This window comes from Paenibacillus silagei (assembly GCF_017874735.1).
GTDB lineage: Bacteria > Bacillota > Bacilli > Paenibacillales > Paenibacillaceae > Paenibacillus_AQ > Paenibacillus_AQ silagei.
Genome location: NZ_JAGGLV010000017.1, coordinates 144,292 through 156,437, shown reverse-complemented (window position 1 = coordinate 156,437; position 12,146 = coordinate 144,292). Strand labels below are relative to the sequence as shown.

Below are 12,146 nucleotides of genomic sequence, written 5' to 3'. Positions count from 1 at the left end.
GCTACCGTTTCCGGTAGTTATCCCAGGCTTGAGGGCAGGTTGCCTACGTGTTACTCACCCGTCCGCCGCTAAGTTTGAAAGGAAGCAAGCTTCCTCTCAAACTCCGCTCGACTTGCATGTATTAGGCATGCCGCCAGCGTTCGTCCTGAGCCAGGATCAAACTCTCCAAATTGGTATTTAGAAAGAGCGATTGCTCATTTTGAAACATCTGACGAGAATTTACATTCTCATTTTTGGATCTCGCCGAAGCGATCTCCGATACTCACTCGTTGTTCAGTTTTCAAAGATCAAGCTCGTTGTTAGTGTCGATTATCTCGTCACCAGCAACTCTTATAATATAACATGTTCTTCTTCTGAATGCAACACTTATTTTCGATGAAGCAAAGTGTGTATTCATCAGAGCAACATGTCCAACCTTGTGCAAGGCACCCGCCTTGCGATTGGATATATAATATAACATTATATATCCCTGCTAACAACCCTTAATTTCTACTATTTTCGAGATAGTACTATAGACTTTCATAGATATCCTATACAAGCCTCTGTACCTGTATAACCATGCCCCAAAAGCACATGCCGGCCCTCATATCTAGCAGGACCTGCATGTGCAACTCTCCTCTTAGGGACTATCCTCTTAATTGGGAATCCAAGGAGTCTGATTCTTCTTATCTGTACTTGAACGTCCGCTTGAGCTCGAACGCGGCTTGGAGTGGGCCTTATCCTTGGAGGCAGAGTTCTGGCTGGAGGTTTTCGCTTTTGCCGCTGCCGGTTTGGATTTCCCTGGTTTTGTATCCTTTGCTGTTGTGGCCTCAGTGCGCCCCTTATCAGGCACCTCCTCCGCTTCCTCCACTACAGGCTCAGGGATCTGAATCTCGGGTACGCGGTTGTGGGCGAAATTCTCCATGCCCGGATAAGCCGGATATGGCGGAATATTCGATACCATAGGCTGTTCATACATCGGTGACACCGCGTTAGGCATGGCATTCATTCCTCCAGCATAAGGAGAAACCATCCCCATCTGCGGCATGCCGTACACCGGATACCCGTTATACATCGGCTGCTCATAAGGATAGGGCTGAATCGACATTGCGCCGCATCCGCAGGAAGGCCACGGAAGATTAACCTGCTCACTCTGGTACTGCGGAGCAAACGCAGCATTGTCACTGACAGGGCTGACTGCTGACATATTCACATTGTTATAATCCGGTTCTGCATTAGGATACCATGCTCCGGGGTATTGTCCAGGCGGACAAGGATTAACCGGCTGAGCATAGAAAGGGGGGCATTCCGGCATAAACGCTGCAGGCTGAACATAACTTGGAGCGTTATTCATATTGTTCATATTCATATTGGCCATTGGCTCATATACGGGATACACGGGTGCATAATTCATAAAATACGGATTCTCGCTAAGGCCGGGGTAGCCATCGCTCTTTCCCCAAGGCGAGGTTTTACCCTCATCCCAGGCGGCAGGCTGAACCTCTGACTTATGATGTACTTCTTTGGTTTTCTCTTCCTGCGCGGGAACAGAGATTTGCACATACAAGCTTTGTTTCTCATAGACGGCTTCCTGAACGGGCTTGACTTCCGGCGCTTTGTTAGGTGCAGGGTTAGGTGCAGGAACCGCCAACGGGATAGGGACTGCTTCTGCAGCAGGTGCAGGAACTGGCGCAGGTGCGGGAGCCGGCTTTTCGATGACACCAGTGTAGGTTTTACCGCCAATCGCCGTTTTATCGACCACTGCCGGAGCGGTGGACTGAGCCTGAATTGGGGTCGTATTAGCTTTTACCGGATCGATGGATTGGGCCTGGATTGGAGAGGTACTGACTTTCTTAGGGATATTCACGACTTCACCCGTCATCAGTGCATTAGGGTTCTTAAGCTGCGGGTTGGCATCAATCATATCCTTGAGTGTAACTCCCCAAGCCTTGGAGAGCTTCCATAAGGTATCACCTTGCTTGACTGTATGCTTATAGTAGATATCGTTGTTGTCCGGAACAGGCAGAGCTACGGGCGCAGCCGGGATCTTAACCTTGTCTCCTACAGCAAGCACATCTGGATTGGTGATTTGCGGATTGGCCTCGATTATTTTTTGCAGCGGCACTCCATACTTCTGTGATAACGCAAACAGCGAATCACCTTGCTTAACAATGTGTATTTTCACGCAGCATTTACCTCCTAAAAGTATCTATTGATCGGCACTGCACCCCGGTTCAGGGATGATAGCCCTCCAGATTCGGTAGTTGCGGTACAGCCGCCTCCTTCGTTACTACATCTTATGCAGCCCATGGGCGAATGACATCCCTATATGCAAAAAAAATCCTTCCATGCTTGGCATGAAAGGATTTTTCTCTATTCGCTCACGCGAAATTTCTGTACTATTCCCAAACCTTATATCCGTCTTTATCAACCACATTGCGGAATTCTTCCAGCAATTGCAGGGTAATCGGCCCGGCCTGGCCGGAACCAATGACTCTGCCGTCGATCTCACGGGCAGCAATAACTTCAGCCGCTGTTCCGGTGAAGAAGACTTCATCGGCAATATAGACATCATGCATGGTGAAAGGCTCTTCCTTCAGCGGCAGTCCCAGCTTCTCACACAGCTCAATGATCGCTAGACGGGTGATTCCCTCCAGGGCACCCAGGTAACAAGGCGGTGTATAGACTACCCCTCTTTTGATAATGAAGATATTATCGCCGGAGCCTTCGGTTACATACCCTTGAGCGTTCATCATGATCGCTTCATCGGCTTCCGCCAGATTCGACTGAATCTTCACCAGAATATTGTTGAGATAGTTCAGCGATTTGATCTTCGGATTCAGCGCATCCGGGATATTGCGGCGCTGGGACACAGAAACGGCACGAAGTCCGTTCAGATAAGCCTGTTCCGGGTAGATCGCGAGCTGCTCAACAATGATGATCACACTTGCTTTGGGGCAGCGGCGCGGATCAAGACCCAGGTTGCCGGGACCGCGTGATACGATCAGCCGGATGTAGCCGTCCCGCATTTCGTTCAGGCGGATTGTCTCGGCCATGGCCTCCAGCATCTCATCATAGGCCAGCGGAATGTCCAGCATAATCGACTTCGCCGAATCATACAGCCTGTCCAGATGCTCCTTACACTTGAAGATGTTGCCGTTATAAATACGGATACCTTCAAAAATTCCGTCTCCATATAAAAAACCGTGATCGAATACGGACACCATTGCCTTGTCCTTCGTTACATGTTGTCCATCCAGATAGATCCATTGCTCAGCCATGAACTTACTGCACCTCCGCTTTCTCTTCCTCATAGGTGTATGTGGGATAGGACCCCAGAATACGTACCTGACAGCCCAAGGCTTTGATCTCTTCAATCGCACCCGGGAGCAGTACCGATTCTATCGGTTCCAGCACATCAATATAGAAATAATAAGTACCCAGCTTCTTCTTCGTCGGCCGTGATTCAATACGGGACAAGTTCAGCTTACGCCAGGCAAAAGCAGCCAGCACCTGATGCAGTGCACCAGGGAAATCCTCGGGCAGCGTAACAAGAATACTTGTCTTGTCTCCACTGCTCTTCTGCGGAAGCTCCAGCTTCTGCGGACCAACCAGCACGAACCGTGTGTAATTGTTATTATGGTCTGTAATCTGGCGCTCCACAACCTCCAGCCCGTGCGTAGCGGCTCCAAGCGCGGTACCGATGGCAGCCCAGCCTTTGCCGGGATTGCCCTTCACAATCTCCACCGCTTCAGAGGTGCTTCCCACAGACTCCAGCTCAGCCCAGGGCATAGCCTTACGGATGAACTGCGTGCATTGCGCCATAGCCACCGGATGGGACAGGATCTTGACAATCTTGGTATAATCCTTGTCCCCGTTCTCCTTCGTGAATTCCTGCGGACAGCTGATCAGATTCTGTATCGACGGGAAAATCCACTCCGCCTGCATCGGCAGATTCACTTCATTAATGAGCCAGTCGATATGCAGGCTGACCGAGCCCTCTATCGTGTTCTCAATCGGAATGACACTGTAATCAGTGACTCCGCCAGCCGTAGACAGAAAGACATCGGATATGAGCTTATGATGCTCCAGTTGAACAGGGTTACCGCCAAATAAATGCAGCAGCGCTTCATGCGAGACGGAGCCCTGAGGCAATAACGCTATCGATTTCATGACTGTAATTCTCCTTTTATCATATCCAAAAATGATTCGTTTTGCATCCCGTTTCTTTCAAGCAGCTCTACCGTGACACCTGTGGTGCATGGGGACAGCCATACGGTACGGGCAGAAATCCCGTTCTCCTGCATAGTCTCTGTCAAAAACAGCTCCAGCTCCTGCTTCCGCGCCTCCTTGCGGTCCACCATGCACAGCAATGTCGGGCCTGCACCACTAAGCGCAATGCCCAGCGCACCATGGCCGGGCGCTTCCGCCAGCAGCTTCTCCATCCCCGGCACCAGCGGTGCACGGTAGGGCTGGTGCAGCCGGTCCTGCATCGCTGTGCCTATCAGGTCCAGCCGGCCTGCGGCTAACGCTGCGGTGAGCAGCGAGGTACGGCTGATATTATGAACAGCATCGCCGAGCGTAACCTCCGCAGGCAGCGCCTCTCTGGCCTTGACGGTCTCCAGCTCGAATTCAGGAATGACCACCAGGAATTCCAGCTCCTGCGGCGGCTCAATCCGGATGTAATCGGCATGCTCGCCATCCCATACGGCCGTAATAATTCCCCCGAAGAGCGACGCTCCGACATTATCGGGATGCTTCTCGATCGCTGTAGCCATATCGAACAGCTTCGCCTGACTCAGCGGTGAACCTATCATAGCATTCGCCGCAGCCAGCGCGCCAATAATGGCCGAAGCACTGCTGCCCAGCCCGCGGGTGAGCGGGATTTCCGAATACATGGCGATGGACAACTCCGGAACCTGGACCCCGGCCTCTGCAAATACCATTTGCGCAACCTTGTAGAGCAGATTGCTTTTGTCCCGGGGAAGACCGGCCATCTCATCTCCATACAGATGAAACACCGTTTCAGCGGCTTCCTCCATTTCAATCCAGGCATACAGCGACAGGGCCATGCCCAGCGTATCGAAGCCCGGACCGAGGTTGGCCGTGCTCGCAGGGACCTTCACTCTAGACCTTCCGTAAATACTCATGGCGGGTAAATCTCCTTCATTATATTTGCGCGCAAGCCCTGTGTTCCATGGACACCTGCGATAGTTAGCCTTCTACACGGTAATGACTTTTGATGCGGTGAATGACATTCAGTTGCTCCAGATGGCGCAGCACTTTGTTCATACTCGCTCTGCTGGCGTTATGTGTGACAATGATAATTTCGGCATCAGGATTATTAGGATTGGCCTGCTGCACAACGGAATCCAGACTGACATCATATTCGGCAAACACCTGGGTAATCTTCGCCAGTACACCCGCCTTGTCATCGACATGAAGCAGCAGGAAGTTCTTGTAATAAATATCCTCGTCGCTCTTCAGCTTCTTCTGCTTGTACGGCACAATCTGCTTAAGCCCGTTGACCCCCAGCTTCAGGTTCTTGATGACCGCCACCAGATCCGCCACAATCGAGGTTGCCGTAGGCATCGCCCCTGCCCCCGCACCGTAGAACATCGTCTCCCCTACAGCCTCACCATATACATATACCGCATTAAAGACGCCGTTCACGGAGGCAATCGGGTGGTTCGTACGGATCATTGTAGGCTGGACGCTAATGCTGAATTCTTCATCCTGGCGTTCTGCAATCCCGAGCAGCTTCATCTCGTACCCCAGCCGTTTGGCAAAAGCCATATCCTCCTTGCTGACGCCGGAAATCCCGCTTACACTGACATCGCTCAGCTCTACATTGGTCCGGAAGCCCAGCGTGCCCAGAATGGCCATCTTGCGGGCTGCATCCAGTCCCTCCACATCGGACGTCGGATCAGACTCGGCATATCCCAGCTCCTGTGCTTCCTGCAGTGCGTCGAGATAAGATGCGCCTTCCTGGCTCATTTTGCTGAGGATGTAGTTGGTTGTCCCGTTCACAATCCCCATAATCTTCATAATCTTATCCGAGGAAAAGCCTTCGATCAGCGTGCGGATAATCGGTATGCCTCCCGCCACACTCGCTTCATAGAACACATCGCACTGCTTCTCCTGTGCCTTGGCCAGAATCTCCGAGCCGTGCAGGGCCATCAGGTCCTTATTGGCTGTTACGATATGCTTGCCGCGCTCCAGTGCCTCCAGAATGTACTCCTTCGTCCCTGCGACCCCGCCCATGACCTCAACAATGACATCAATCTCCGGGTCGCGGATAACGGCCCATGGATCATCGGTAATCTTGGACGGGTCCACTTCGATATCACGCGGCTTCTCCGTATTTTTCACGGCAATCCGTTCAATCAGGATCGGCGAGCCGACCTGGCTGCTCAAATCCTCCTGATTTCCTTCCACAATACGGACAACGCCCGTACCCACAGTACCCAGACCCAGCAGACCTACTTTAACCGGCTTCATTCGTATTCTCACCCCTGACCAATAATTAACGCACGCTTCACACCGGGAATTGCCTTGAGACTGTCCAGCAAGTCGCCCAGCTCTTCATTCAGATGGGAGATCTCGACAGAGATCACCACGTTCGCCCGTCCTTGCAGCGGGATACTCTGATGGATTGTCAGCACATTCGCCCCGTGAACAGCCACCGAACCGAGCACCTTGGACAACATGCCCGACTCGTGCTCCAGATCAATCGAGATCGTCACAATGCGCTCGCGCTCCAGCTGATGAATTAAGTGTATCCCATCTTTGTATTTATAAAAAGCACTGCGGCTAAGCCCGACCTGTTCCACGCCCTCGTGTACGGTTTTGGCATCTCCTGCTTCCAGCAGCTGCTTGACCTGCATGGTCTTCAGCACCGCATCGGGCAAAATGTCCTCCCGGACCAAATAATAGCGTTCTTTCACGAACGTCCTCACCCCAAAGACTTTTGTATGTACATAGTGGACATTATACGGGATTGAAGGCTTTTATTGCAATAACTTTCTGCAAACATGCGGAAAAGGCTGTCCCCCTATCAGCTAGGAGGAACAGCCTTCACCTGCAGAACCCGGTCAGCTGTAGGCAATGGTCGTCCCGCAGTAATCACAGCTGGTAGACTGGCCCGGAGCGACCGTATTCTGTGCCCCGCAGCCGGGACAGCGCACAGATTTCGGAAGCTGCTGCGTTCTCGGCTGCTGATAGGACGGCTGCCCTGCAGGCGGCGTGAAGGGCGATGCTGCTGCCTGCCCCGCCCGGGCCTGCGGCGCTGCATCCGCTCCCTCATGGAAGAGAAGCCCGGAGTCCAGCACCCCGTACTTCTGCAGATAGAGAAGGTCTCTATTCACATCCCCTTCACTTTGCCCGGTACGGTCCGCCAGATTCCCGGTATAGCGGACTCTCTCCACCGTGATCAGATGTACATACTGATTGGCGAGCTGCGAGAAGCGGAATCTGGCTTTGGCTGCGCTTCTGGCAAATGCAGATGCGGGAAGGAGCAGCACCAAACCTACGAAGATCAAACCTGATATCAGTGTGGTGGTGTCCATCCCGTTATCACTGAAGATGGAAATTACGACAATACCCATCATTTGCAGGAATCCTCCTACAAATACATGGAACAACAGACTATAATTGACGGGCTTGCGGTAATTTTTATAATGGGTGCTCAGCATGCGTACCAGCGCAAGCGCAAGTCCCAACGGCATAAACAAATATCCGGCGCCGATAGTTACAACATCATAAGTGGTCCGCTCATACTTAGGCAGACTATCAGAGGGCTGTCCTTCCCGGCCCGGCAACAGTCCCCCCAGCTCATTCCCTATCCCCATTGCTGTCTATTCCTCCTATTTAAGCGCCGCCAGCTCCAGATTACGCCGCTGGAGCGTGCCGGCAATACTCTCCGTTAATTCCTCTGTCTCCGTGTCCCAGCGGGCCGGCAGCTCCTTCAGGACAAGCAGCAGCGCCACATGGTCATGCAGCAGAGAGATCTGCTGCCTAATGATGTCTTCCGTGGCATACAATCCCGGTCTCGATACCGGGTCACTGTAGCGGAATTTCTCCTCCAGAGAATCAATCAGTTCTACCAGCCTGCTTGCCTCAGAATGCTTCCAGGTGCCGGCAATCCCTCTTATCTCCTGCAGCTCCTGCATGTGAGTACGCAGACTCCGCGAAGCGTCCGCAGCTCTGCGCTCCCCGGATGCGGCATTCCGCCCATATCCCCCTGTAGCCACAAGTACGGTGGAAGCTACAATCAGGATCAGCAGCTGCTCTCCCGCATACCAGAGCGGACTCAGCTCCAGAAGCCAGTCCAGCAGAATAGCCGAAGCAAGTACCGCAGCCAGATAGAATACTATAATTACAGCTCCGCTTATGAATACCGGTGAAGTCCGGCCCGCTTCAGCAGCACGGCGCAGCCAGAGCATGCAATATACATAACCCACAGTCTCTGCCATACCTACAGCAAGCAGAGTCACTACGAAGCGCAGCAGCGATTCCGAGAATCCAAACGTGAAGAAGGTACCTGCAGTAACTGCCAGAACAGCAACATAAATGCCAGTAACAAGACCCGTATATGACCTCTGCCTCTGCATCCCGCTCACCCGTTAGCCGCTCTGGTACCGCACTCTGGACAGAATTTCTGTCCGGGCTTCAGCTCATGCCCGCAGCCCGTACACTTCAGGATCAGGCCCTCTCCACAATGCGGACAGAATTTGGCACCTGGGATGACCGCCTTACCGCAGCTATGGCATACCTTATCCTCCACCGCCGGCGGGGATTGCAGACTGCGGCCGCAGCCGGTACAGAAGCGTGCATCTGCCGGATTAAGGGTTCCGCAGTCCGAGCAGGATTTAGAAGCAGCAGGAGGTGCCGGCTGGCTGCCCGTACTGCCGTCCAGAGACATGCTACGGGTCATCCGGGTAGCTATCTCAGCGGCAGGCCCGGCCAGCCCAAAGCCCATGCCGAGCCCCAGCCCCGCATTCATCATGCCCACGCCTGCATTGCCCGGATTGCCTGCTGCCTCCTCCATAGCATCGAAGCTTCGTTCCTGCTGGTAGGTGAAGCCGATAATGTCCATCTCCGCTTTTTTGGCCAAGGCTTCCTTGAGACGCTGGGTTGCCGGATCATCATCCGGAATATTGATCGAATCAATATAGAAATTATTAAGTTCAATACCGCTGTCCAGGAACGAGGAGGACAAGCGCCCCTGAATATGCTTGGAGATTTCAACCACGTAGGCGTTGATCTCCAGGATGCTGATTTTTTTGTGCACCAGATAAGAAGAAATAAGTTCGTTAATATTAGACATCAGCAGACCGCGGAAATAATTAATCATCGTATCCTGATCGAAGACCGGCAGCGTCCCTACCAGCTTCAGCAGGAATTTGCGGGGATCTTCGATCCGCACGCCAAACTGACCGAAGGCCCGGACCGCTACCATGATCTTGTACTTAGGGTCCTGCAGCTGCAGCGGTGCACTGGTCCCCCACTTCACATTCATGGAGTTCAGCTTGTTCACAAACCATATCTCTGCGGTGAACGGAGACTTGCCGCCGAACGGCAGGTTCACCACATTCGACAGAATCGGAATATTCGCTGTGCTTAAGGTATGGCGTCCGGCTGTGAAGGAATCCAGCGCCTCTCCACCCTTGAACAGAATCGCTTCCTGGGATTCATTCACAATCAGCTGTGTCCAGGTCCCCAGCTCCTGATTCGGATACTTCCAGGCGAAGACACCCGGAGGCCCGTCATATTTGACTACTTCAATAATTGCCATCTGTCCATTCCCTCTTTCCTGACAGGTATGTATGATATACGCAGATTACACCCTTTGGATTCAACATAACGTCGCTTATATAATTATTGTAGTAAATTAATCCAGATTTATAAAGAAAACTTTATTAGCAAAACTAGCTTTGCCACCTGTTAAGGCAATAAAAAAAGGCCGCATCCCCTCTCGGAAGATACAGCCGGTAACCTTGCTTCTCTATTAATAGTAGCTGCTGTTCTCGACAAATTCGAATTCAAAATCAGCTATGCGCACGATCGTACCTTCCACAGCGCCGCGTCTGCGCAGCTCGGCATCCACACCCATGTGACGCAAAGTACGGGCCAGCCTAAGAATCGCATCATGTGTGCTTAGCTGCATTCTCTTAATCATCCGCTCAATCCGCGGACTATTGACTACAAAGGCCTCGTTGTCACGGGTAATCGTGAATGAGTTATCCTCTTCCGCTTCCAGCTTATAAACCTTGCGCTCTTTGCCGGCCACTTCTTCCACCACCGGAGCCACAGGAATACTGTCAAGAATATCTGTAGCACGGTAGAGCAGCTCCTGAACGCCCTGACGGGTCAGTGAAGAGATCGGCATAATCTCAAGGTCCGGGCGAAGCTCCGCGACACGCTCACGGAAGGAAGCCAGGTTCTCCTCGGAATCGGGCATATCCATCTTGTTCGCCGCCACGATCTGCGGACGGTCAATCAGCGCCGCATTGTACTGCTTCAGCTCATCGTTAATCAGTACCCAGTCTTCAAAAGGATCGCGGCCTTCCGAGCCGGACATATCCACGACATGAATGATGATACGCGTCCGTTCAACGTGGCGCAGGAACTCATGTCCAAGCCCCACCCCTTCACTCGCGCCTTCAATCAGTCCAGGCAGATCCGCCATCACAAAGCTGCGGCCGTCTCCGACATCAACTACACCCAGGTTGGGAGTAATAGTGGTAAAGTGGTACGCTCCGATCTTCGGCTGGGCAGCGGATACGACCGACAGCAGCGTAGATTTGCCCACGCTAGGGAAGCCTACAAGGCCTACGTCCGCCATGACCTTAAGCTCCATTACGATGTAACGCTCCTGACCCTCTTCCCCGTTCTCAGCCAGCTCCGGCGCCGTATTGTTCGCCGTCGCAAACCGGGTATTCCCCCGGCCGCCCCGGCCGCCGCGGGCCACTACAACCTGTTGTCCATGACGGGTTAAATCGGCAAGGATCTCCTGGGTATCATCATCAATCAACACGGTTCCCGGTGGAATCCGCACGATCATATGATCGGCATTGGCCCCGTGCTGGCTCTTGTTGCGCCCCTTAATTCCCTTATCAGCCTTGAAGTGCCGCTGATAACGGAAATCCATCAAGGTCCGTAAGCCTTCATCCACGCGGAAGATCACATCTCCCCCGCGGCCGCCATCCCCGCCGGCAGGACCGCCATCCGGCACATACTTCTCCCGGCGAAATGCTACGAGACCATCTCCGCCGTCTCCGCCTTTTACATAAACCTTAGCCTTATCTACGAACATAAATGTTCACCTTCCTTACATCTCCAGCGGTAACCGCAGTTCCACATTACCCTTGGCAGGCTGAACCTGCTCCGCCTTCATGATTTTTCCTTGTACTATATTATAAATTTGCCCCTGAAGCAGTTCGGGATTGTCTTGCTCTCCCTCACCTTTGAAAGAGATCAGAATGTCTCTTCCCTCCTGTGAAAAGCTGAGCTCAAGCTTCCGCGTGTCTCCATGCTGTGTTATTCCACTGTACTGGTACGCTCTAACCGTCTGCATAACTACCGAAGTCAGCTCAGCCCCTGCCTCTGGACTCAGCTTGTCCTCCAGCTGGAGCCCTTCCTCTACCTGTATGTCCAGCTCCAGACTGCTTCTGAACGTACGGAAGGATTGCAGATAGAACACCAGGGAAGGTACTCCCAATTTGGCAATACGGCTGTCCAGCGCAATACGCTCCTTTATTCTTTCCACACATTGTACGGATTTATCAGGCTTGCCCAGCTGGATATATCCGTAAAGCACCTGCAGATCATTCATCCAGTCATGACGATGATGATTCAGTGTCCGGTTTGCCGCCTGCTGCAGAGTATTCTCCTGTATACGCAGTTCCTCTTCATATTGACGCCGGTTGTAAACAAAGCTGAATGCAAGCACTGCCGCTACCCAGACTCCGAGCAGCAGGCATGTGAAAAGGGAGGTTTGCCAATACACGAGACCTAAAGGAAACACTGCGGATAACATGACTGCCCAGACCTTACTTTTCCAGGATTTCATTCTTTCTCCCCGTCCCTTGGTTCGCAAAATTGATTCCAATGTAAGCACTGCTTATCTTGCTTCATATTCACCATTTCCCAGTATAACACAGGCT

General features: G+C 52.5%; 11 protein-coding genes and 1 rRNA gene. All 12 read right to left on the bottom strand.

The window, feature by feature from the left end:
• Positions 1 to 172: ribosomal RNA gene (locus J2Z70_RS22895) — 16S ribosomal RNA — on the bottom strand; the annotation flags it as partial.
• Positions 173 to 634: 462 nt separating this feature from the next.
• A complete protein-coding gene (locus J2Z70_RS22890) occupies positions 635 to 2,164 on the bottom strand; it encodes a LysM peptidoglycan-binding domain-containing protein (protein ID WP_209877022.1) in 1,530 nt (509 codons plus the stop codon).
• Between the two features lie 214 nt (positions 2,165 to 2,378).
• Entirely contained in the window at positions 2,379 to 3,260 is an 882-nt protein-coding gene (gene ilvE / locus J2Z70_RS22885; RefSeq protein ID WP_209877020.1) for a branched-chain-amino-acid transaminase, read from the bottom strand.
• Positions 3,261 to 3,264: 4 nt separating this feature from the next.
• Entirely contained in the window at positions 3,265 to 4,152 is an 888-nt protein-coding gene (gene pheA / locus J2Z70_RS22880) for a prephenate dehydratase (RefSeq protein WP_209877018.1), read from the bottom strand.
• Entirely contained in the window at positions 4,149 to 5,129 is a 981-nt protein-coding gene (gene thrB, locus J2Z70_RS22875) for a homoserine kinase (RefSeq protein WP_209877016.1), read from the bottom strand. The genes pheA and thrB overlap by 4 nt, the downstream gene beginning before the upstream one ends.
• A 64-nt stretch (positions 5,130 to 5,193) precedes the next feature.
• Positions 5,194 to 6,480: a homoserine dehydrogenase gene (locus J2Z70_RS22870; protein ID WP_036725890.1), complete on the bottom strand. Its 1,287-nt coding sequence runs from the start codon at positions 6,478 to 6,480 to the stop codon at positions 5,194 to 5,196.
• 8 nt (positions 6,481 to 6,488) lie between these two features.
• Positions 6,489 to 6,926 carry an ACT domain-containing protein gene (locus J2Z70_RS22865; protein ID WP_036698990.1) on the bottom strand — a complete coding sequence of 146 codons (438 nt, stop codon included), beginning with the start codon at positions 6,924 to 6,926 and terminating at the stop codon, positions 6,489 to 6,491.
• A 147-nt stretch (positions 6,927 to 7,073) separates the two neighbouring features.
• The gene (locus J2Z70_RS22860) at positions 7,074 to 7,829 is read right to left on the bottom strand and encodes a hypothetical protein (protein WP_209877014.1); all 756 of its coding nucleotides are present in this window, start codon (positions 7,827 to 7,829) and stop codon (positions 7,074 to 7,076) included.
• Between the two features lie 15 nt (positions 7,830 to 7,844).
• Entirely contained in the window at positions 7,845 to 8,591 is a 747-nt protein-coding gene (locus J2Z70_RS22855; protein ID WP_209877012.1) for a hypothetical protein, read from the bottom strand.
• A 5-nt stretch (positions 8,592 to 8,596) separates the two neighbouring features.
• Positions 8,597 to 9,775 carry an SPFH domain-containing protein gene (locus tag J2Z70_RS22850; protein ID WP_209877010.1) on the bottom strand — a complete coding sequence of 393 codons (1,179 nt, stop codon included), beginning with the start codon at positions 9,773 to 9,775 and terminating at the stop codon, positions 8,597 to 8,599.
• 213 nt (positions 9,776 to 9,988) lie between these two features.
• On the bottom strand, positions 9,989 to 11,296 hold the full coding sequence (gene obgE / locus J2Z70_RS22845) for a GTPase ObgE (protein WP_036725896.1): 1,308 nt from the start codon (positions 11,294 to 11,296) through the stop codon (positions 9,989 to 9,991).
• Positions 11,297 to 11,311: 15 nt separating this feature from the next.
• Positions 11,312 to 12,052, bottom strand: coding sequence for a Spo0B domain-containing protein (locus tag J2Z70_RS22840; RefSeq protein ID WP_036725898.1), 741 nt, complete (start codon positions 12,050 to 12,052; stop codon positions 11,312 to 11,314).
• Positions 12,053 to 12,146 lie beyond the last annotated feature (94 nt).